This is a genomic window from Micromonospora qiuiae, assembly GCF_016863555.1.
In the GTDB taxonomy this organism is placed as follows: domain Bacteria; phylum Actinomycetota; class Actinomycetes; order Mycobacteriales; family Micromonosporaceae; genus Micromonospora; species Micromonospora qiuiae.
The window spans coordinates 13,025-33,867 of record NZ_BOPC01000079.1 but is presented as its reverse complement, the minus strand read 5'-3'; the positions used below and the strand labels follow the sequence as shown (position 1 = coordinate 33,867).

The following is a 20,843-nucleotide window of genomic DNA, read 5'->3' as shown; positions in this document are numbered from 1 at the left end:
CGGTTTCCGTGGTGGCGAGCGCCGCGAGGGCGGTTTTCGCGATGGCGAGCGGCGTGAAGGCGGCTTCCGCCGAGGAACCGACGAACGGGGTGGCGAGCGCCGCGATCGCGGCTTCCGTGACGACCGGGAGCGCCGCCCGGCACCGAGGGACCACCGGACGGAGGAGGCCGCAGGCGAACCGGCCCCGCAGCTTCCCGATGAAATCGTCGCGGCCGACCTCGACAAGGACGTCCGTGCGGAACTCCTGTCCCTGGCGAAGCCGGTCGCGGAGACCGTCGCCCGCCACCTCGTGGCGACGGGACAGCTGATCGACGAGGACCCTGCGGAGGCCCTTGCGCACGCACTGGCCGCGCGCCGGCTCGCGTCGCGGATCGCCGCGGTGCGGGAGGCGGTCGGGCTGGCCGCGTACCACGCCGGGGACTGGCAGACCGCGCTTGCGGAGCTTCGGACGTACCACCGGATGAGTGGCGTGCAGAGCCACCTGGCGGTCATCGCGGACTGTGAGCGGGCACTGGGCCGGCCCGAGCGGGCCATCGACCTGTTCCGCGGCGCGGACCAGGAGAAGCTGGACCGGGCCGTCGCGATCGAGTTGCTGATCGTGGCCGCGGGGGCCCGGGGCGATCTCGGCCAGCGGGACGCGGCCGTGGCCATGCTCCAGGTCCCCGAACTGACCGCCGAGGCGACCGAGCCGTGGACGGCTCGGCTCCGGTACGCGTACGCCGACGCGCTGCTGGCCGTCGGGCGGCGTGCGGAGGCCCGGGAGTGGTTCTCCCGTACCGCCGAGGTGGACGTCGACGCGGAGACTGACGCGGCGGAGCGGCTGCTCGAACTCGACGGAGTGGTGATCGAGGGCGACGACGATGACGAGGTGGCCGAGGAACTGACCGCCGGCCCGGGTGCCCCGGGCGCCGTGCCGGCCCGGCCGGACACCGACCGCGCCGATGACGCGGACGACGAGCCGATCGAGACCGATTCCGCGGAGCAGGCCCCGACCAAGGCCGACGACGCCATCAAGGCCGACGCGGTCGAGGCCGATGAGGACGACGAGGCCGAGGCCGAGCCGGCCGTGAACGCGGCGCCGGAGGTCGCGGGCGTGGCGGACCAGCCCGAGGTGGAGGGGACGCAGGAGCCGGAGGCACGGCAGTCATGAGCGGCACCGGGGAGCGGCTGGTCGACGATTACGCCTTGGTCGTCTTCGACCTGGACGGGGTGATCTACCTGATCGACCGGCCGATCCCCGGCGCGGTCGAGGCCGTCGTGCGGCTGCACGGCGAGGGCCGGGCCATGGCCTATGCGACGAACAACGCCTCACGCCGGGCGAGTGAGGTCGCCGACCTGCTCACCGGGATGGGTGTTCCGGCGCGGCCGGAAGAGGTGCTGACCAGCGCGGCCGCTGCCGCTCAGTTGCTGGCCGAGCGGCTGCCCGCCGGGGTGCCGGTGCTGGTGGTCGGCGCGGAGGCGCTGCGATCCGAGGTGCGCGCGGTCGGGCTGAACCCGGTGTCTCGTGCCGAGGACTCGCCGGTCGCGGTGATCCAGGGCTACGGCCCCCAGGTGGGCTGGGCCGATCTGGCCGAGGCGGCGGTGGCGGTCCGCGCGGGCGCGGCCTGGATCGCCACCAACACCGACCGGACCCTGCCCAGCGGGCGTGGGCCGCTGCCGGGTAACGGTGCGTTGGTCGCCGCGCTGGCGACCGCGCTCGGCCGTCAACCCGACGAGGTGGTGGGCAAGCCGGCGCCGGAACTTTTCGCCACCGCCGCACGGCGGGCAGGCGAGGGCCGGACCCTCGTCGTCGGCGACCGCTTGGACACCGACATCGAGGGGGCCAACCGGGCAGGTCTGGACAGCCTGCTGGTCCTCACCGGCGTCAGCGATGTGCCGGAGCTGCTGGCCGCGCCGTCGCATCGCCGACCCACGCACGTCTCCCGGGATCTGGCGGGACTCTTCGACCCCGCCGAGGTGGTGCGGGTGCCGGCGGCCTCGGGGGACAGCGGTGGCTGGCACGTCATCACCGGTGCCGACGGTTGGCAGCTGTCCGGTGCGGGACGACCGTTGGACGCGCTGGCGGCGCTCTGCGCGGTGGCCTGGTGGCACCGCCCGGCGGGACTGCCTACGCCTGCCTCCCCGGCGGCGGCGCAGGCGTTGGACGCGCTCGGACTGCCCACCTGAGGCTCAGAGCAGCTTGCGGAGTTTCATCAGATCGAACGGGTTGGCCTTGATCGACACCCGTCGGTTGGTCACCGCGCGGGTGACGTCGAGGTCACCGCGCACCAGGGCGATCAGATCGTCGCTGGTGGTGCTCATGGCGATCTTCGCTTTCGGGTCGTCGCCGTCGGCCAGCTCGACCAACCGGCCGCCGGTGATGCGGCCGTGGAAGGCGGTTTCCAGGTCGGTGATCCGGCAGGCCAGCGTGCGGTCCAGGTCGACCCGGTCGCGGACGGTCTCCGCGTTGCGTTCCAGCCGGTCGGCCAGGTCCCGCAACGCCTGCCGGCACTCGTCCACGGTGGCCACCATCGCCTCCTCGCCACGCCGCGTCGTACCTCGGCACCGTACCGCACGGGGTGCTTCCGGTGGCCCGGTAGCGTGACACCTGCACCAGCCGCCGGGTGAAAGGACTCAGGCATGCAGGACGCGTGGCGCGCCTACCTCGAACTGGCCATGGGCCTGACGGAGGCGCCCCGGAAGAAGGCGCAGGACGCGGTGCGCCGGCTGATGGGCTCGACGGGGGCGACCGCTGCCCAACTTCAGACGCTCGCGGAGGAACTGCGCTCGACCGGTGCGGCCAACCGGGAGGCGCTGACCAAGCTCGTGCGGTTCGAGGTCGAGCGGGCGCTCGGCGTGGTGGGTCTGGCCACCGCCGACGAGGTTGCCGAACTGGAGCGCCGGGTACGCGAACTGGAGCGTCGGCTGCGCGCTGCCGAACCGCAGGGCGGCGCCTTCGCCGACGTGCCGTCGGTCGGTGTGCCCGCGACGGCCGCGGCCGCCCCGCCGGACGCGACGCCGGGCCCGGCGGAGGAAACCGCCCCCAGCGGGGCGCCGGCAAAGAAGGCGGCCGCGAAGAAGACCGTTGCCAAGAAGGCGGTTGCCAAGAACGCCGTGGCGAAGAAGGCGGTGGCGAAGAAGGAGCCCGGGACCGTGGCTCGTACCGCCGACCATGACCCGGCGAACCGGTCGAGGCCGGAGGGGGCCGCATGAGCGAGCGGATCCGGCTCGGGGCGTTCCGGCGCGGTGCGCGGGGATCGGGAGCGGCGGCATGACCGGCCCGCGCCCGGGGCCATCGGGGCCGCGCCCGGCGCCGCCGCCCAGCCGCTGGTCCGGCGTGGAGACCGGCGACGGCGGTCACCCGGCGGTGGACGCCGCGGTCCAGGCGATGGCCAATGCCGCGACCCTGGCCCCGGCGGATCAGATCGCCCAGTACGAGGCCGCGTACCAGACGTTGCGGGAAACACTCGCCACCATCGACCAGGCCTGAGGAGGCCGCCCCACCATGGCACGTCGTAACCGGTTGGACGCCGAACTTGTCCGCCGTGGTCTGGCCCGCTCCCGTGAGCAGGCCGTCGCGTTGGTGCAGGCTGGTCGGGTCCAGCTGCGTGGGGTGCCGGCCCACAAGGCCGCGGCGATGGTCGACCCGGCCGACCCGCTGCTGGTGACCGGTGCCGATCCCACCTCGGAGTACGTCTCCCGGGGCGGCCACAAGCTGGCCGGTGCGCTCGCCGCGTTCGCCCCGGGTGGGTTGGTGGTGGCCGGGAAGCGGTGCCTGGACGCCGGGGCGTCCACCGGTGGCTTCACCGACGTGCTGCTGCGCGCCGGCGCGGCCGAGGTGGTCGCGGTCGATGTCGGCTACGGGCAGCTCGCCTGGTCGCTGCGGACCGACGAGCGGGTACGGGTGTTCGAGCGCACCAACGTCCGGACGCTGACCTTCGAGGCGATCGGCGGCCCGGTCGAGTTGACCGTCGCCGACCTGTCCTTCATCTCGCTGCGCCTGGTGTTGCCCGCCCTGGCTGCCTGCACCCGGACCGACGGCGATCTGGTGCTCATGGTCAAGCCGCAGTTCGAAGTCGGCAAGGAGCGGGTCGGTGCCGGGGGCGTGGTGCGCGAGCCGGCGCTGCGGGCCGAGGCGGTGCTCGATGTCGCGGCGGCGGCCGCGGCGCTGGGACTGGGGCTGGCCGATCTGGCCGCCAGCCCGCTGCCGGGGCCGAGCGGCAACGTGGAGTTCTTCGTATGGTTACGCCGGGACGCGCCACCGGCCGACCCGGAACGGGTCCGCAGGGTGGTGGCGGCCGGACCGCAGGGCCCGGCGGCGTCCGACGAGGCGCCGGACGAGGTGACGGAGGAGGTGGCCGGGTGAGCGGAAGCAGCGGCCGAGGCATCACCACGAGGCGGACGACGCTCAGGCCGGTGCCGAGCGTTCCGACGAGGGCGGGGCGGCTGGGCGCCCCCGTGAGGTGCAGGTGCACGACCGGCGTCCGGCGGGTCGTGCGGTGAAGCGCACCGCCCTGTTGGTGACCCACACGGGCCGCCGCCGCAGCACCGAGCACGCCCGGACGGTCGCCGCCGATCTCATCGCCGCCGGTTTCGAGGTTCGGGTGGTGGCCGAGGAGGCCGACGACCTCGACCTGCCGGGCGTGGTGCCGGTGGCCGGTCCGGAGACCGCCGAGGGCGCGGAGATCGTGATCGCGCTCGGCGGTGACGGGACCTTCCTGCGCGCCGCGGAGCTGGCCCGGCCGGCCAAGGTGCCGCTGCTCGGCATCAATCTCGGCAAGGTCGGCTTCCTTGCCGAGGCGGAGATCGACGATCTCGATGTCGCGGTGCGGGACGTGGTGGGCCGCAGCTACGCCGTCGATGAGCGGCTCACCCTCGACGTGACCGCGGAGTTCGACGGCGGGCCGACGATCGAGTCGTGGGCGCTCAACGAGATCAGCGTCGAGAAGGGGGAGCGGGCCCAGATGCTGGAGCTGCTCGTCGACGTCGACGGGCGACCGCTGTCCCGATACGGCTGTGACGGGGTGGTGTGTGCCACCCCCACCGGTTCCACGGCGTACGCGTTCTCCGGTGGCGGCCCGGTGGTCTGGCCCGAGGTGGAAGCCTTGCTGCTGGTGCCGATCAGCGCGCATGCGCTGTTCAGCCGGCCGCTGGTGACCGCACCCACCTCGACCTTCTCGATCACCGTCGACCCGTTCACCACTCTCGCGGTGCTGTCCTGCGACGGACGCCGGGTGTACGACCTGCCTCCGGGGGCGCGGGTCACCGTGCGGCGGGGCGCGTTGCCGGTGCGGATCGTGCGGCTGCGGGACCGGTCGTTCACCGATCGGTTGGTGGCCAAGTTCGGCCTGCCGGTGCACGGCTGGCGGGGTAACCGGCGGTGACCGCGGCCGGTGCCGACCGGGTGTGGCGTCGCGCCGGCTGGTCAAGTGTCGGGGCGCGCGTCTACTGTCGGTTGCTGTGCTGGAGGAGCTACGCATCACCGGACTGGGCGTCATCGAGGACACGACGTTGCCGCTGACCGGCGGCATGAACGTCATCACCGGCGAGACCGGTGCCGGCAAGACGATGGTGGTGACCGGTCTGGGCCTGCTCTTCGGTGGGCGGGCCGACGCCGGTCGGGTCCGTGCCGTGCCCGGGCGTGCCGTGGTCGAGGGCCGGCTCCGGTTGACCGGCCGAGTGGCCGAGACGGTGCACGCCCGGATCACCGACGCCGGCGGTGATCCGGACGAGGACGGCGCGGTCCTGCTCAGCCGTACGGTCACGGTGGAGGGCCGTTCCCGGGCGCACCTGGGCGGGCGCGGGATGCCGGTGTCGATGCTGGGTGAGGTGGGCGAGCAGGTGGTGGCCGTGCACGGCCAGTCCGACCAGCTGCGGCTGCTGCGCCCCGCCGAGCAGCGGGCCGCGCTGGACCGGTTCGCCGGCCCGGAGCACGAGAAGCTGCTCGACGCCGTGCGGGAGGCGTACACGCAGTGGCGGCGGGTGGTCGACGACCTGGCCGACCGGCGGCGCCACGCGCGGGAACGCCACCAGGAGGCGGATCTGCTGCGGCTCGGTCTCGACGAGATCACCCGGGTCGACCCGCAGCCAGGTGAGGACGACGAGCTGAAGGCGGAGGCGCAGCGGCTGGAGCACGCCGAGGGCCTGCGGACCGCAGCGCAGTTGGCTCATCAGTGCGTGGCCGGCGGGTTGGAGGCCGTCGACGACACGCCGGACGCCTCGACGCTGCTCGGCACCGCTCGGCGGACGTTGGAGGCGCAGGCCGGCACGGATCCGGCCCTCGGTGAACTGGCGGCCCGGTTGGAGGAGGCGGCCACCCTGGTGGCCGACGTCTCGGTGGAGCTGTCGACGTACCTTGCCGGGTTGGATGCCGACCCGGCCCGGTTGCAGGCGGTCTACGAGCGCCGGGCGGCGTTGCGGGCGCTGACCCGTAAGTACGCCGACGACATCGACGGTGTGATCGCCTGGGCGGAGCGGGCCAAGAGCCGGCTGTCCGAGCTGGACACCTCCGACGAGCTGCTCGACGAGATGGATCGGGAGGCGTCGCGTCTGGCCGGTGAGGTGGCCGAGTTGGCCGGCCGGTTGTCGGTGTCCCGGCAGGAGGCCGCCGGACGCTTCGCCGAGCAGGTCACCGTCGAGCTGGCCGGGCTGGCCATGCCGCATGCCCGGGTCGAGGTGGCGGTGCTGCCCCGACCGGTCGGGCGGGCCGAGCCGACGTTGCCGGTCAACGGGGCGCAGGTCGGTGTCGGGCCGGATGGTGGCGACGAGGTCGAGCTGCGGCTGCTGGCCCACCCCGGCGCTCCCGCGCTGCCGTTGCAGCGGGGTGCCTCCGGGGGGGAGCTGTCTCGGGTGATGCTCGCGATCGAGGTGGTCTTCGCCGGTTCCGGCGGGCCGCCGACGCTGGTCTTCGACGAGGTCGACGCGGGTGTCGGCGGTCAGGCGGCGGTGGAGATCGGCCGGCGGCTGGCTCGGCTGGCCCGCAGTCACCAGGTGCTGGTGGTGACTCATCTGCCCCAGGTCGCGGCCTTCGCCGACCGGCACCTGGTGGTGGCGAAGGACACCGGGGGCGCGGTGACCACCAGTGGCGTTCGGGTGGTGGAGGACACCGAGCGGGCCCGGGAGCTGGCCCGGATGCTGGCGGGTTTGCCCGATTCGGATCTGGGTATCGCGCACGCGGAGGAGTTGCTGGCCGTGGCGGCCCGGGAGCGGCGGTCGTGAGGCCACCGATTGTGAGCGCAGGCACACCTGCCTTCGCCGTCATGTGTTTCCCTGGGTAGGCGGCCCTGCTCAGGCATGTCGCGTCAGATTCGCCTGCCTCACATGCCAGGATGGTCACGATGCGTCTACCCACGTTGCGCCGGATCCGAAACGCGGAACCGGGGCGGATTCTCGGCACCGCGCGCCTCGATCGCCGTACGAAGCGACTGGTCGGCCGGCTCCGTCCCGGTGACATCGCGGTGATCGACCACGTCGACCTGGACCGCGTCGCGGCCGATTCGCTGGTCGCGGTCGGTGTCGGCGCGGTGCTCAACGCCAAGCCGTCGGTCTCCGGCCGGTATCCGAACCTCGGCCCGGAGGTGCTGGTCTCGGCGGGCATTCCGCTGCTGGACGACCTCGGCGACGGCGTCTTCGAGCGCCTCCGTGAGGGCGACACGGTGCGCATCGAGGGCAACACGGTCTACCTGGGCGACGATGCGGTGGCGCACGGCAGCCTGCAGGACGTGGAGAGCGTCGCCAAGGCGATGACCGACGCCCGGGAGGGCCTGTCGGTGCAGTTGGAGGCGTTCGCCGCCAACACCATGGACTACCTCAGGCAGGAGCGGGACCTGCTGCTCGACGGGGTCGGTGTGCCGGAGATCGCCACCGAGGTCCAGGGCCGGCACTGCCTGATCGTCGTGCGGGGTTACGACTACAAGGCCGACCTGGATGTGCTGCGCCCGTACATCCGGGAGTTCAAGCCGGTGCTGATCGGGGTCGACGGCGGCGCGGACGCGCTGGTCGAGGCGGGCTACACGCCGGACATGATCATCGGCGACATGGACTCGGTCACCGACGACGTGTTGCGCTGCGGCGCCGAGGTGATCGTGCACGCCTACCCCGACGGGCGGGCGCCGGGGCTGCCCCGGGTCAATGCCCTGGGGGTGCCGGCGGTGACCTTTCCCGCTGCCGCGACCAGCGAGGACCTGGCCATGCTGCTGGCCGACGAGAAGGGCGCCTCGCTGATCGTGGCCGTGGGCACCCACGCCACGCTGGTGGAGTTCCTGGACAAGGGGCGCGGCGGCATGGCGTCGACGTTCCTCACGCGGCTCAAGGTCGGTGGCAAGTTGGTCGACGCCAAGGGCGTCAGCCGGCTCTACCGGCAGGGCATCTCGGGGTCGTCCCTGTTGCTGCTGGTGCTCTCGGCGGTCGCGGCGATGGCCTCGGCGGTGGCCGTCTCCACCGTCGGTAAGGCGTACCTGGGTGTGGTCTCCGAGTGGTGGGACAATTTTGTGTTCCAGCTCGGCCAGCTCTTCTAGCTCCCGACCGATCAAGAGGCTGTAGGCGTGATCAACTTCCGGTACCACGTGGTGTCCCTGACCGCGGTCTTTCTGGCGCTGGCGATCGGCCTGGTCGTCGGCACAGCCGCCCTCAACGGGCCGGTCGCGGACTCGCTCAACAACACCGTCAACTCGCTGCGTAAGGACAACCAGCAGATGCGCCAGACGGTCCAGAGCATGCAGCGGGAGTTGGAACTGGAAGAGGAGTTCGCGGCCGAGATGGCCCAGGTGATGCTGCCCGGCAAGTTGAGCGGCAAGCGGGTGCTGGTGGTGACCACGCCGACCGGGCGGGACCACGCCGAGGGCGTGCAGGAGATGCTCCGGCTGGCCGGCGCCAACATCACCGGCCTGGTCGACCTGCAGGACAAGTTCATCAATCCGGAGAACAACAACAACCTGCTGGAGCTGGCGGTGACCGCCGCCCGGCCGACCGGCGCGCCGACCACCGGGCTGCCCGGCAACGGCCACGGCGTGGAGACCTCCAGCGCCCTGCTGGCGACGGTGCTGCTGGACCGGCCGGCCGGTTCGGAACCGGTCACCGAGGCCGACCGGCGCGCGGTGCTGGCGGCCTACAGCAACGCCAACTACCTGACCACCGCCGACCGGGTCACTGCGCCGGCCGAGGCGGTGGTGATCGTCAGCGGGCAGCCGTACGTGGACAAGGACTCCGCGAAGAAGGACGAGTCGGTGGTCAAGATCGCCGAGCAGTTCGACCGGACCGGGGCGATCGTGGTGGCCGGCAACGGTTCCGCCGGCGGCAACCTGGTGGCCTTCGTCCGGGGCGACGCCGTGCTGGCCCAGACCATTTCGACCATCGACAACGCCAACACGGTGCAGGGCCAGTTGGTCACCACGCTGGCGCTGGTGCAGCAGCTCACCGAGCGCAAGGCCGGCCAGTACGGCGTGGGCGACAACCGAGACTCGCTGGTGCCTAGACTGCCCCAGTGAGCCACCGATGCGCCTGACGCGTGCGGTGGGCGATTTGCGACGATGCGGAGTGCCGGCATGAGCGTGCTCGGTCGACTGGTGGTGGCGGGCCTCGGGGCGGCTGCCGCCCGGTATGCGCTGCGTCAGGTGCGTACCTCTCCCGCCGGGTCGGCGTTGGAACGCAGCAACTTCCGTGGGCGTACGGTCACTCTGGCCGCTGGGCCGGCGTTGGCGTTGGGTGCCTGCGGCGCGGCGGCCGGTGGCGCGGCGAGCGTGCCCGCCGGGGCGGCGACGGTGGTGGCCGGGCTCGGCGCCGGTGCTGTCGGGCTCTACGACGACGTGGTCGGCGCCCGGCCGGAGCAGAAGGCGGACAAGGGCTTCGCCGGGCACCTCGCCGCGCTGCGGCAGGGACGGGTCACCGCCGGCCTGGTCAAGATCGTCGGGGTGGGTGCGGCCGGCCTGGGGGCTGCGACGCTGCTCGCCGCCGACGCGCGGGTGGCCGAACATCCGCGACGGCGGCGGCAGGGCGCGTTCGGCCGGAGCGTCGACGTGCTGCTCGGTGCGGGTGTGGTGGCCGGCACAGCGAACCTGATCAACCTGCTCGACCTGCGGCCGGGGCGGGCGCTGAAGTCCGGTCTGCTGCTCGGCGCGCCGCTGGCCGGCGGCGCCGCGGGCGGGATCGCCGCCGGCGCGGTCGGTGCCGCGGCCGGGCTGCTCCCCGCCGACCTCGACGAGGACGTGATGATCGGCGACAGCGGCGCGAACGCGCTGGGTGCGGTGCTCGGGGTGGCGTTGGCCGCCCGCACCGGCCCGCTCGGCCGGGCCGGGCTGCTCGCGGTGCTGGCCGGGCTGACCGCGGCCAGCGAGAAGGTCAGCTTCACCCGGGTCATCGCGAACACGCCGGGTCTGCGTGAACTTGACGCGCTGGGCCGCCGCGCCGACTGACGTGACCAGACCGGCACCCCTCGCCGGCGCCGGCCGCGTGGCCGGGGCGGCCGCGCTCATCGCCGTACTCACCGTGCTCAGCCGGCTGGCCGGGTTCGGGCGTACCGCCGTGTTCACCTGGGTGGTCCAGGACAGCGACCTGGGCGCGATGTACGTCATCGCGAACACCCTGCCCAACATCGTCTTCGAGATCGTCGCCGGTGGGGCGCTGGCCAGCCTGGTCGTACCGCTGCTCGCCGGCCCGGTCGCCACCGGCGACCGGCGGGCGGTGACGGCGACCACGGGCGCCCTGCTCACCTGGACGGTGACCCTGCTAGTGCCGCTGGCGATGCTGCTGGCGCTGGGCGCCGGCCCGGTCGTCGCCCTGATCGGCGACGGCCGGTCGCCGGAGGAGTTGGCGGCGGGCGCCCGGATGCTGCGGGTCTTCGCGCCACAGCTGCCGCTGTACGGCATCGGCATCGTGCTCACCGGCGTGCTCCAGGCGCACCGCCGGTTCGCGTGGCCGGTGATCGCGCCGCTGCTGTCCAGCCTCACCGTGATCGTGGCGTACCTCGCCTTCGCCGGCGTCGCGGGAACGGGAGCGAGCGTGGCGCAGGCGGGCCGCGGCGCGGAGCTGATCCTGTCGGCGGGCACCACCGCGGGCGTGGCGGTGCTGTCGCTGTCGTTGCTGATCCCGCTGCGCCGGCTGCGGCTGACGCTGCGCCCCGGGTACGCGTTCCCGGCCGACGCCCGGGCCCGGGTGGGTGGGCTGGCCGTGGCCGGCGTGGTCACGGTCACCGCCCAGCAGGTGGCGCTGCTGGTGATCCTCAACCGGCTCGCTGGCGGCCCCACCGAGGCACCCCAGGTGTTTCAGCTGGCGCTGACGTTCTATCTGCTGCCCTGGGCGGTGCTGGCGGTGCCGCTGGCCACCGCCGCGTACCCGGCCCTGGCCGCGGCGGCGGCGGGCGGGGACGACCGGACCTACCGGGACACCCTGTCGGCGGCCCTGCGGGGGGTGCTGCTGCTCAGTTTCCTGGGCGCGGCGGTGCTGGTCGGCGCGGCCGGACCGATCGGACGGTTCTTCCCGCTCAACCCCGACGCCACCGCCGCCGCCGTGGCCGGGTTCGCGCCCGGCCTGCTCGGGTACGGGCTGTTCGCGGTGCTCTCCCGCGCCCTGTACGCCCGGGGGGCGACCCGGGCGGCCACCGCCGCCATCAGCGCCGGCTGGCTGGCGGTGCTGCTGGCCACGCTGCCGCTGGCGGCCCTGCTCCCGGTGGCCGACCGGGTGCTCGCCGTGGCGCTGGCCAACTCGGTGGGGATGCTGCTGCTGGGCGGGCTGCTGCTGGTCGCGGTGCAGCGGGTGGCCGGGCGGGAGGCGCTCGACGGCGCCGCCCGGGCCGGTGCCGCCGGTGTGCTGGCCGGCACGACGGCGGCCTTCGCCGCGCTGGCGCTGCTGCGGTTGTTGCCTGTCGGGGACGGCACCCCGGCGCGGTGGGTGGCGCTGATGCAGGGCATGCTGTCCGGAGTCCTGGTCGGCGTCGTGTTCCTCGGCGTGGTCTGGCTGGTCGACCGGCGGGATCTGCAGCCGCTGCTGGCCGGGCTGCGGCGGCGCCTGCGCCGCCGTGGGCAGCAGGGCGGCGGCACCCCGGAGCGGGGCGACGGGAAGGAGACGGTGTCCCGGTGAGCGCGAGGAGTGAGCTTGCGAGCCCCGCAGTCGCGAACGGAAGGCGGGCTTGGTGAGCGCGAGGAGTGAGCTTGCGAGCCCCGCAGTCGCGAACGGAAGGCGATTCCGGTGAGCGCGTCTGAGCGGCGGCGTGTGGTGGTGCTGGTGCTCGCTTCCAGCACCGGCGGCGTGGGGCAGCACGTGCGGGCGTTGGCTCGCGGGCTGGCCGCCGCCGGTGAGTCGGTGCTGGTCTGCGGGCCGGCGGCGACCCAGGATCAGTTCGACTTCATCGCCGCCGGCGCCCGGTTCGCGCCGGTGGAGATCCCGGCGACGCCCACGCCCGCCGATGCCCGGGCGGTCGTCGTGTTGCGTCGGGTGCTCGCCGCCGAGCAGGTCGGGGTCGTGCACGCGCACGGGCTGCGCGCCGGGTTGGTCGCGGTGCTGGCCCGGCCCGCGGCCCCGCTGGTGGTGACCTGGCACAACGCGGTGCTCGCCGGTGGGCTGCGCGGTGGTGTGTCCCGGCTGGTCCAGCGGGTCGTGGCCCGGGGCGCCCGGGTGACCCTCGGTGCCTCCGCGGACCTGGTCGAGCGGGCCGCCGCGCTGGGTGCCACAGACGCCCGACTCGCTCCGGTCGCCGCGCCGGCGTTGCCCGCGCCGCGCCGGCGCCGGGCCGCCGTACGGGCCGAGTTCGGCGTCACCGGCGACCAGCCGCTGGTGCTGTCGGTGGGCCGGCTGCACCCGCAGAAACGGTACGACGTGCTGGTGGACGCCGCCGCCCGGTGGCGGGAGCGGAGACCTGCGCCGGTGGTGCTGATCGCCGGCAGCGGTCCGGCCTATCTGCCGCTGGCGGCTCGGATCAGCGCCGCCCGCGCCCCGGTCACGTTGCTGGGGCACCGCGCCGACGTGGCCGACCTGCTCGCCGGGGCGGACCTGGCGGTGGTGACCAGCGACTGGGAGGCTCGCCAGTTGTTCGCCCAGGAGGCGATGCGTGCCGGCGTACCGCTGGTGGCGACCGCGGTGGGTGGCCTGCCGGACCTGGTCGGCGACGCCGCGGTGCTGGTGCCGCCGGGCGACGTCGACGCGGTCGACGCGGCGGTGCGGGCGTTGCTCGACGACGGGCCGGGCCGCGCCGAGCTGGCGCGGCGTGGGGCGGCGCGGGCGGCGACCTGGCCCACCGAGGCGCAGACCCTCGCCCAGGTGGTGGCGCTCTATGCGGAGCTGGCCCGAGGGCCGGCCGCGCCGGGCACCGACGCGCGGTCGACGGGACGCCGCTGATGCTGCGCCGAATCGCTCCGATCCTGCTCACCCTGCTCGTGGTGGTGCTCGGCGTCATGGCGTTGGCGGCCCGTCCGCACGCGCCGTCGCAGGGGCCGAGCGCCGACTTCGTGGTGCTGGTCGGGGTGGCCGGGCTGCGCTGGGACGACGTCGATCCGCAGCGCACTCCCACCCTGTGGCGGATGGCCCGGGAGGGTTCGATCGGGTCGTTGTCGGTGCGGTCGGTGCATCGGCCCACCTGCCCGTTGGACGGCTGGTTGACCCTCGGCGCGGGCAGCTTCGCGGCGTGGCCCGGCAGCCAGGCGGACGGCCAGTGCCCGCCCGCCGAGGTGACGGTGGAGCGGCCGGACGGCATCGGGGCGAACCTGCCGGATCAGGACATCGTGGTCCTGCACAATCAGGACCGGCTGCCGTGGGGCACGGTGCCGGGTGCGTTGTCGGAGTCGGTGCGCTGCTCGGTGGCGGTCGGGCCGGGGGCGGCGGTGGCCGCGGCCCGGCCGTTCGGACGGGTCGACCGGTACGAGCCGACGCTGCCCGAGGACCCCACCGAACTGCTCGGCTCCTGCGTGCTCAGCATCGTCGATCTCGGCACGGTCGCCGGCACGGACCCGGCGGCGCGCGCGTCGGCCGCTCGCGAGGCCGACGCGCAGCTGGCCCGGGTGCTGGCGGGCCGGCCGCCGCATTCGCTGGTGATCGTCGCCGGGGTCGCCGACACCGAACGGCCGTCGCGGCTGCACGTGGCCATCGCCGACGGCCCGGGCTGGGAGGAGGGCTGGCTGACCTCGCCGAGCACCGCGCGCCGGGGCTACCTGCAACTGGTCGACCTCGCGCCGACCGCGCTGGCCGCGTTGGGCCGTCCGATGCCGGACCGGGCGTTTCTCGGCCGGCCCGCCGAGCCGGTCGGTGGCCGGACGGCCGACCTGCCGGCCGCGATCGCCGAACCGGCTGACGCCGATCGGGAGGCTGCCGCTCAGCAGGAGGTGGCCGGGGCGTTCTTCACGGTGCTGGCCGCCGTGCAGGTGGCGCTCGCCGTGGCGGTGCTGCCGCTGCTGCGCCGCGCCCGCCGGCACGCCGGGCCGTACGGTCCGAAGCCGGTGTCCCCGCGGATGGTGGCGATCGTGGAGGTGCTGCTCGTCGCGGCTGCGCTGGCGATGCCGGCGGCCCTGCTCGCCGAGGCCGCGCCGTGGTGGCGGTACGCCCACCCCGCGGTCTCCTTCGCCGGGTTGACCGGCCTGCTGCTGGCCGCTGCGACGCTGCTGGTGCGGCTCGTGCCGGGCTACCGCAGCACGCTTGGCCCGCTCGGTGCGGTGGCGGGGCTGACCACGCTGGCCATCGGCCTGGACGTGATCACCGGTGCCCGGCTGCAACTCAACGGTGTGGTGGGCTACTCCGCGTTGGAGGGCGGCCGGTACGCCGGACTCGGCACCGTGGGGCTCGGGGTGTTCGTCGCCGCTGCCCTGCTGACCGCGGGCTGGCTCGCCCAGCGGGTTCCTCGTGGTTGGCGGCCGGTGGTCATGGTGGCCATGGGCGGTATCGCCGTGGTGGTGGTCGGCAGCCCGTACCTCGGTGCCGACTCGATCGGCGCGATCGCGTTGACCGCGGGGGTGAGCGTCGCCGCGGCGATCAGCGCGGGTGGTTGGCTGACCCTGACCCGGCTGGCCTGGGCGGCGATGGCCGGACTGGCCGTGACGGTCGGGTTCGCCGTGGTGGACATGGGCCGGGCGCCGGCCGAGCGGGGCAGCCTGGGCCGGTTCCTGACGGCGCTGGGCGACGGCACCGGCGGCCTGACCGTGCAGCGTTCCGGCGCGTCCAACTTCGAGACGCTGGTAAACAGTCCGCTGACCGTGCTGGCCCTGGCGGGAGCGCTGCTGGTGTGGTTTGCGCTGCTGCGGCCCTGGGGCGGGTTGATGCGGCTGTTCGGCATCTACCCGGCGATCCGGGCGGCGATGGCCGGCACCGGGGTGGCCGTGGTGATCGGTGGGGTGCTGGGCGGCGCGGCCCTGGACGTCGCCGGCGCGGCGGCGGCCCTGGTGGTGCCGATGGCGGCCCTGTCCGCGCTGCGGGTGCTCGACCACGCGGCCGACCGGACCCGGCCCGCCGGGGACCGGCCCGGGGACGCGGGGTGGCCGGACGACCCGGTGGCGCGCCACTACGGGGATGGCGGGCCTGACGCCGGCCGATCCGACGGTGCCGCCGGCACGGCGGAGGGCGACGCTGCCGCTGCGGTGGTGGAGGGTGGACCGGAGGCCGGCGCCGGACCGGGCCGGGTGGTGCGGTCGTCGGCCGAGGTCGCGACCGGGTGATCGGCGACGGGGACCCCGGGTGCGGCACTGATGCCCTGCCGGGAAGGTGTTACCGTGGAATCCCGTGGATCGCGTGATCACTTCGCTGATCGGCTCGGCGGTCTGCACGACCGCGACGGACGACACGGGAGCAGGCCTTGGCCCCTTCAGCACGGACGACCAAGCATATTTTCGTCACCGGGGGCGTGGCCTCCTCGCTGGGCAAAGGGCTCACCGCCTCCAGCCTCGGCAATTTGCTGACCGCTCGAGGGTTGCGGGTGGTGATGCAGAAGCTCGACCCGTACCTCAACGTCGACCCGGGCACCATGAACCCCTTCCAGCACGGTGAGGTCTTCGTCACCGAGGACGGCGCCGAAACCGACCTGGACGTCGGTCACTACGAGCGGTTCCTGGACCAGGCACTGTCCGGCAAGGCGAACGTGACCACCGGCCAGATCTACTCCGACGTGATCGCCAAGGAGCGGCGCGGGGAGTACCTGGGCGACACCGTCCAGGTGATCCCGCACATCACCAACGAGATAAAGTCGCGGATCCGGGCCATGGCCGACCCCGACGACGAGGGTCGCCGGCCGGACGTGGTGATCACCGAGGTCGGCGGCACGGTTGGTGACATCGAGTCGCTGCCGTTTTTGGAGGCGATCCGCCAGGTCCGCCACGACCTGGGCCGGGACAACTGTTTCTACCTGCATGTCTCGTTGGTGCCGTACCTGGCCCCCTCCGGGGAGTTGAAGACCAAGCCGACCCAGCATTCGGTGGCGCAGTTGCGCAGCATCGGTATCCAGCCGGACGCCATCGTCTGCCGCTCCGACCGGGACATCCCCGACAAGCTCAAGCACAAGCTGTCGCTCTACTGCGACGTGGACGCCGAGGCGGTCATCGCCGCGCCGGACGCCCCGAGCATCTACGACATTCCCAAGGTGCTGCACCGGGAAGGGCTCGACGCGTACGTGGTGCGCCGGCTCGGGCTCTCCTTCCGCGACGTGGACTGGGAGGGCTGGGACGACCTGCTGGAGCGGGTGCACCAGCCGCGGCGCACGGTCACCGTCGCGCTGGTCGGCAAGTACGTCGACCTGCCGGACGCGTACCTGTCGGTCAGCGAGGCCATCCGGGCGGCCGGGTTCGGCAACCGGGCCCGGGTGCAGCTGCGCTGGGTGCCCAGCGACGACTGCGTCACCGCGTCCGGTGCGGCGGCGGCGCTGGCGGGTGTCGACGGCATCGTCATCCCCGGCGGGTTCGGTGTGCGCGGCATCGAGGGCAAGATCGGCGCCGCCCGGTACGCCCGGGAGAACCGCATCCCGCTGCTCGGGCTCTGCCTCGGGCTGCAGTGCATGACCATCGAGGTGGCCCGGCACCTGGCCGGCCTGGAGGGCGCCAACTCGCTGGAGTTCGACGCCGAGGCCGTGCACCCGGTCATCGCCACCATGGCCGACCAGGAGGACATCGTCGCCGGGCGGGGCGACCTGGGCGGCACCATGCGGCTGGGTGCGTACCCGGCGACGCTCGTCGAGGGGTCGATCGTCGCCGAGGCGTACGGCAGCACCGAGATCAGCGAGCGGCACCGGCACCGGTACGAGGTGAACAACGCCTACCGTGACCAGTTGGCCAAGGCCGGGCTGCGGGTCTCCGGCACCTCGCCGGACGGGCGGCTGGTCGAGTTCGTCGAGCTGGATCGCGAGCTGCACCCGTTCTTCGTGGCCACCCAGGCGCACCCGGAGCTCAAGAGCCGTCCGACCCGGCCGCACCCGCTCTTCGCCGCCTTCGTGCGGGCCGCTGTGGCGTACTCGCAGGCCGACCAGCTTCCGGTCGACCTGGACGCCGCCACCGCGCAGCGGGCCACCCACAACGGCGCCGCCACGAAGGCGACGTCGGCGTGGTGAGCGGGCGCGACGACCGGGGAGCCGGCTGCGGGGCAGCACGCCGGCGGTGGCGCGGGGCGGCAGCGTGCCGACGGCACGGGGCGGCGCGGTGAGCGCGGTCGAGCACCGCTACGAGGTGCGCTCTCGTGAGGTGCGTTACCGCGGCCGGATCTTCGAGGTGGTCACCGAGGAGGTGAGCATGCCGGGCGGCGGGTCCGCGGCGCGTGACCTCGTCCGGCATGTCGGGGCGGTGGCGGTGGTGGCGTTGGACGACGCCGGTCAGGTGGTGCTCATCCGGCAGTACCGGCAGCCGGTCGGCCGACGTCTGTGGGAGTTGCCGGCCGGGCTGACCGACGTCGCCGGGGAGGATCCCGCGGCGACGGCGATGCGCGAGCTGGCCGAGGAGGTCGACCTCACCGCCGGCCGGCTCGACGTGCTGGTCGACCTGCACAGCTCGCCGGGGTTCACCGACGAACGGGTCCGGGTATTCCTCGCCCGTGACCTCGGCGACGTGCCGGCGCAGCAGCGACACGACCGGCACGACGAGGAGGCGGACCTGCAGATCGTCCGGATCGACCTGGACGAGGCGGTCGGCATGGTGCTGGCCGGGGAGATCACCAACGCGTCCTGTGTGGCCGGGCTGCTGGCCGCCGCCCGCGCCCGCGACTCCGGCTGGTCGGTGCTGCGCCGACCGGACACCCCGCTGCCGGGCTGACCGTGGAGACGACGCGGGGGCCATACGGCGCAAGCCGCACGGCCCCCGCGTCGATCGGGGTCGTCAATCGCGCAGCGGACGCCCCTGCCCGTCGACACCACCCTTGACCAGGATCAGGATGCCGTCGATGACGCCCCAGATGCCGCCGAAGCCACAGGTGACCAGGGTGACGATCAGCTGGATGACACCGGTCTTGGTGTCACCCATGTAGAAACGGCCGACGCCGAAGGGCAGCAGAATCTGCAGGATGCCCGCGACGATCTTGCTCTTGTCGGAAACGCCCTGGGAGTACCCGGGCTGCATAGGAGGAGTGGTCATGAGGCGTCACAATAATGATCCACTACGCCGCTGTCGGCACCGGTGTGCCAAAGTGGCACGATGATGGTCGAACACTGTCCTGACGGTTGAGGCGGCGTCATCGTGAAGGTCGGCATCCCACGTGAGGTCACGAACCACGAGTACCGGGTGGCGATCACACCCGCGGGCGTCAACGAGTTCACCCGCAGCGGCCACCAGGTCCTCATCGAGGCCGGCGCCGGAATCGGGTCGAGCATCACCGACGAGGAGTTCGTCGCGGCCGGCGCCAAGATCCTGGACAGCGCCGACGAGGTGTGGGACGCCGCGGAACTGGTGCTCAAGGTCAAGGAACCGGTCGTCGGGGAGCGCCACCGAATGCGCGCGGGGCAGGTGCTCTTCGCCTATCTGCACCTGGCCGCGTCCCGGGACTGCACCCAGGCGCTGCTCGACCGCAAAGTCACCGGCATCGCGTACGAGACGGTCGAACTGCCCGACCGGTCGCTGCCGCTGCTCGCCCCGATGTCCGAGGTGGCCGGTCGGCTCGCGCCGCAGGTCGGTGCCTTCTACCTGATGCGCACCGGCGGTGGCCGGGGCGTGCTGCCCGGCGGCGTCTCGGGCGTGTACGCGGCCAAGACCGTCGTCATCGGCGCCGGTGTCTCCGGCATGAATGCCGCCGCCATCGCGCTGGGTCTGCAGTCCGAGGTGCTGCTGCTGGACAAGAACATCGCCCGGCTGCGGCAGGCCGACGCGATCTACCGGGGCCACCTGCAGACGATCGCCTCCAACGCGTACGAGATCGAGCGGGCGGTGTTGGACGCGGACCTGGTCATCGGTGCGGTGCTGGTGCCCGGCGCGAAGGCCCCGAAGCTGATCTCCAACGAGTTGGTCTCCCGGATGAAGCCCGGCAGCGTGCTCGTCGACATCGCCATCGACCAGGGTGGCTGCTTCGAGGACTCCCGGCCCACCACGCACGCCGACCCGGTCTACCGGGTGCACGACTCGATTTTTTACTGCGTGACGAACATGCCGGGCGCGGTGCCGAACACCAGCACCTACGCCCTGACCAACGTCACCCTGCCGTACGCCCTGGAACTGGCCAACCACGGCTGGCGTGAGGCGTCGCGCCGCGACCCGGCGCTGGCGCTGGGTTTGAACACCCACGACGGACACGTCGTCTACGGCCCGGTCGCCGAGGCGCACGACCTGCCCACCCTGCCACTGGCCGAGGTGCTGGCCTGACCGGCCGGGCGCCGACCGGCGCAGCGGAGGGGGCCGGCGCGGGCCAGCAGCCCGCGCCGGCCCTGCGCCGTGCCGTGCGCGGCTACCTGGACCACCTCACCGTCGAACGTGGACTGGCCGCGAACACGCTGGCGTCGTACCGCCGGGACCTGGACCGCTACCTCGCCTCGCTGGCCGCCGCCGGGGTGACCGACCTGGCGGCGGTCTCGACCGGCGAGGTCGAGGGCCACCTGGCCCGGTTGCGTGTCGGCGACGACGGCCATCCGCCGCTGGCGGCCTCCTCCGCGGCCCGGGCGGCCAGCGCCGTGCGTGGCCTGCACCGTTTCGCGCTCCGGGAGGGCCTGGCCGGCGCCGATCCGAGCCGCGACGTGCGACCGCCGGTCCCGCCGCGCCGGCTGCCTCGGGCGCTGCCGGTCGACGAGGTGGTCCGGCTGCTGGAGACCGCCGCAGCGGTGCAGGCCGCCGGGGAGGACGCGCCGCTGGCGCTGCGCGACCGGGCGCTGCTGGAGTTCCTGTACGGCACCGGGGCGCGCATCTCCGAGGCGGTTGGCGCCGCGGTGGACGACCTGGACGTCGACGACACGGTGGTGCGGTTGCGCGGCAAGGGCGGACGCAGCCGCCTGGTGCCGATCGGCGGGTACGCACTGCGGGCGCTGACCGCGTACCTGGTACGCGCCCGGCCTGGGCTGGCCGCCGCTGGTCGGGGCACCCCGGCGCTGTTCCTCAACGCCCGTGGTGGCGGGCTGACCCGGCAGGGCGCCTGGAGCATCCTGCGTCGGGCGGCGCAGCGCGCCGGCCTGCCCGTCGACGGGCCGCACGCCGTGTCACCGCACACGTTGCGTCACTCGTACGCCACGCATCTGCTCGACGGCGGCGCGGACGTCCGGGTGGTGCAGGAGTTGCTCGGGCACGCCTCGGTCACCACCACGCAGGTCTACACGTTGGTCACCGTCGACCGGCTGCGCGAGGTCTACGCCACCGCGCACCCACGCGCCCGCCACTGAGCGGGGCCGTCCGGTGTGGCTGGATCGAGTCGTCCGTTAATCTCGACGGCGGCCCGGGACGCAGCGGCGCGCCTTGGCCGCACGGTCGCCGGGGCGGGCCGGACCTGGCCGATGCCGCTGGCCG

Annotated in this window: 20 protein-coding genes; 17 read left to right on the top strand and 3 right to left on the bottom strand. The window is 73.7% G+C overall.

From position 1 onward, the window contains the following. The coding region (locus Vqi01_RS24175) for a hypothetical protein (protein WP_204037144.1) at positions 1-286 on the bottom strand (286 nt) is incomplete at its 3' end. Between Vqi01_RS24175 and Vqi01_RS24170 the strand changes: the two genes are divergently transcribed. Both Vqi01_RS24170 and Vqi01_RS24165 read left to right on the top strand, forming a co-directional pair. Next, positions 245-1,150 (top strand): tetratricopeptide repeat protein, encoded by a 906-nt coding sequence (locus Vqi01_RS24170; protein ID WP_239098624.1) that lies wholly within the window; start codon positions 245-247, stop codon positions 1,148-1,150. The two genes, Vqi01_RS24175 and Vqi01_RS24170, sit on opposite strands and share 42 nt — an antisense overlap. Then, entirely contained in the window at positions 1,147-2,166 is a 1,020-nt protein-coding gene (locus Vqi01_RS24165) for an HAD-IIA family hydrolase (RefSeq protein ID WP_204037138.1), read from the top strand. The genes Vqi01_RS24170 and Vqi01_RS24165 overlap by 4 nt, the downstream gene beginning before the upstream one ends. A 3-nt stretch (positions 2,167-2,169) precedes the next feature. Here Vqi01_RS24165 and Vqi01_RS24160 read toward each other — a convergent pair whose 3' ends face one another. Beyond that, positions 2,170-2,508 (bottom strand): SCP2 sterol-binding domain-containing protein, encoded by a 339-nt coding sequence (locus Vqi01_RS24160; RefSeq protein WP_204037143.1) that lies wholly within the window; start codon positions 2,506-2,508, stop codon positions 2,170-2,172. A gap of 111 nt (positions 2,509-2,619) precedes the next feature. Here Vqi01_RS24160 and Vqi01_RS24155 point away from each other — a divergent pair, with 111 nt between their 5' ends. The 13 genes from Vqi01_RS24155 (at position 2,620) to Vqi01_RS24095 (ending at position 18,179) form a co-directional block, all read left to right on the top strand. Continuing rightward, a complete protein-coding gene (locus Vqi01_RS24155; RefSeq protein WP_204037137.1) occupies positions 2,620-3,192 on the top strand; it encodes a hypothetical protein in 573 nt (190 codons plus the stop codon). A 58-nt stretch (positions 3,193-3,250) separates the two neighbouring features. Continuing rightward, positions 3,251-3,469 (top strand): hypothetical protein, encoded by a 219-nt coding sequence (locus tag Vqi01_RS24150; protein WP_204037136.1) that lies wholly within the window; start codon positions 3,251-3,253, stop codon positions 3,467-3,469. A gap of 15 nt (positions 3,470-3,484) precedes the next feature. Further along, the gene (locus Vqi01_RS24145) at positions 3,485-4,345 is read left to right on the top strand and encodes a TlyA family RNA methyltransferase (protein ID WP_204037135.1); all 861 of its coding nucleotides are present in this window, start codon (positions 3,485-3,487) and stop codon (positions 4,343-4,345) included. Positions 4,346-4,448: 103 nt separating this feature from the next. Next, the gene (locus tag Vqi01_RS24140) at positions 4,449-5,363 is read left to right on the top strand and encodes an NAD kinase (protein WP_372444422.1); all 915 of its coding nucleotides are present in this window, start codon (positions 4,449-4,451) and stop codon (positions 5,361-5,363) included. A 76-nt stretch (positions 5,364-5,439) separates the two neighbouring features. Continuing rightward, entirely contained in the window at positions 5,440-7,197 is a 1,758-nt protein-coding gene (recN, locus tag Vqi01_RS24135; protein ID WP_204037133.1) for a DNA repair protein RecN, read from the top strand. Positions 7,198-7,316: 119 nt separating this feature from the next. After that, positions 7,317-8,495 carry a putative cytokinetic ring protein SteA gene (gene steA / locus Vqi01_RS24130; RefSeq protein ID WP_204037132.1) on the top strand — a complete coding sequence of 393 codons (1,179 nt, stop codon included), beginning with the start codon at positions 7,317-7,319 and terminating at the stop codon, positions 8,493-8,495. Between the two features lie 27 nt (positions 8,496-8,522). Beyond that, positions 8,523-9,464: a copper transporter gene (locus Vqi01_RS24125; protein ID WP_204037131.1), complete on the top strand. Its 942-nt coding sequence runs from the start codon at positions 8,523-8,525 to the stop codon at positions 9,462-9,464. 57 nt (positions 9,465-9,521) lie between these two features. After that, on the top strand, positions 9,522-10,388 hold the full coding sequence (locus tag Vqi01_RS24120) for a hypothetical protein (protein ID WP_204037130.1): 867 nt from the start codon (positions 9,522-9,524) through the stop codon (positions 10,386-10,388). A 1-nt stretch (position 10,389) separates the two neighbouring features. Continuing rightward, positions 10,390-12,051, top strand: a complete 1,662-nt coding sequence (gene murJ / locus Vqi01_RS24115) for a murein biosynthesis integral membrane protein MurJ (protein ID WP_204037142.1) — start codon at positions 10,390-10,392, stop codon at positions 12,049-12,051. 108 nt (positions 12,052-12,159) lie between these two features. Then, positions 12,160-13,305 (top strand): glycosyltransferase family 4 protein, encoded by a 1,146-nt coding sequence (locus tag Vqi01_RS24110; protein WP_239098623.1) that lies wholly within the window; start codon positions 12,160-12,162, stop codon positions 13,303-13,305. Further along, a complete protein-coding gene (locus Vqi01_RS24105; RefSeq protein WP_204037129.1) occupies positions 13,305-15,608 on the top strand; it encodes a hypothetical protein in 2,304 nt (767 codons plus the stop codon). The genes Vqi01_RS24110 and Vqi01_RS24105 overlap by 1 nt, the downstream gene beginning before the upstream one ends. Before the next feature lie 137 nt (positions 15,609-15,745). Beyond that, positions 15,746-17,485, top strand: a complete 1,740-nt coding sequence (pyrG, locus tag Vqi01_RS24100; protein WP_204037128.1) for a CTP synthase — start codon at positions 15,746-15,748, stop codon at positions 17,483-17,485. 88 nt (positions 17,486-17,573) lie between these two features. Continuing rightward, positions 17,574-18,179, top strand: coding sequence for an NUDIX domain-containing protein (locus tag Vqi01_RS24095; protein WP_204037140.1), 606 nt, complete (start codon positions 17,574-17,576; stop codon positions 18,177-18,179). Positions 18,180-18,242: 63 nt separating this feature from the next. On the opposite strand, the gene Vqi01_RS24090 is transcribed toward Vqi01_RS24095, so the two are convergent. Beyond that, complete coding sequence (locus Vqi01_RS24090) at positions 18,243-18,497, bottom strand: TM2 domain-containing protein (protein WP_204037127.1); 255 nt, start codon at positions 18,495-18,497, stop codon at positions 18,243-18,245. Positions 18,498-18,599: 102 nt separating this feature from the next. On the opposite strand from Vqi01_RS24090, the gene ald reads away from it, so the two are divergent. Together ald and Vqi01_RS24080 are read left to right on the top strand one after the other, a co-directional pair. After that, complete coding sequence (ald, locus tag Vqi01_RS24085) at positions 18,600-19,715, top strand: alanine dehydrogenase (protein WP_204037126.1); 1,116 nt, start codon at positions 18,600-18,602, stop codon at positions 19,713-19,715. Beyond that, on the top strand, positions 19,712-20,719 hold the full coding sequence (locus tag Vqi01_RS24080) for a site-specific tyrosine recombinase XerD (RefSeq protein WP_204037139.1): 1,008 nt from the start codon (positions 19,712-19,714) through the stop codon (positions 20,717-20,719). Before ald ends, Vqi01_RS24080 begins: the two co-directional genes overlap by 4 nt. The last annotated feature ends 124 nt before the right edge of the window (positions 20,720-20,843 follow it).

Excerpts from the sequence above, each read along its gene's own strand:
- Vqi01_RS24165 (WP_204037138.1), top strand. The coding sequence starts at position 1,147 with ATGAGCGGCACCGGGGAGCGGCTGGTCGACGATTACGCCTTGGTCGTC.
- Vqi01_RS24090 (WP_204037127.1), bottom strand. The coding sequence starts at position 18,497 with ATGACCACTCCTCCTATGCAGCCCGGGTACTCCCAGGGCGTTTCCGAC.
- Vqi01_RS24105 (WP_204037129.1), top strand. The coding sequence starts at position 13,305 with ATGCTGCGCCGAATCGCTCCGATCCTGCTCACCCTGCTCGTGGTGGTG.
- Vqi01_RS24145 (WP_204037135.1), top strand. The coding sequence starts at position 3,485 with ATGGCACGTCGTAACCGGTTGGACGCCGAACTTGTCCGCCGTGGTCTG.
- steA (WP_204037132.1), top strand. The coding sequence starts at position 7,317 with ATGCGTCTACCCACGTTGCGCCGGATCCGAAACGCGGAACCGGGGCGG.
- Vqi01_RS24150 (WP_204037136.1), top strand. The coding sequence starts at position 3,251 with ATGACCGGCCCGCGCCCGGGGCCATCGGGGCCGCGCCCGGCGCCGCCG.
- Vqi01_RS24155 (WP_204037137.1), top strand. The coding sequence starts at position 2,620 with ATGCAGGACGCGTGGCGCGCCTACCTCGAACTGGCCATGGGCCTGACG.
- Vqi01_RS24120 (WP_204037130.1), top strand. The coding sequence starts at position 9,522 with ATGAGCGTGCTCGGTCGACTGGTGGTGGCGGGCCTCGGGGCGGCTGCC.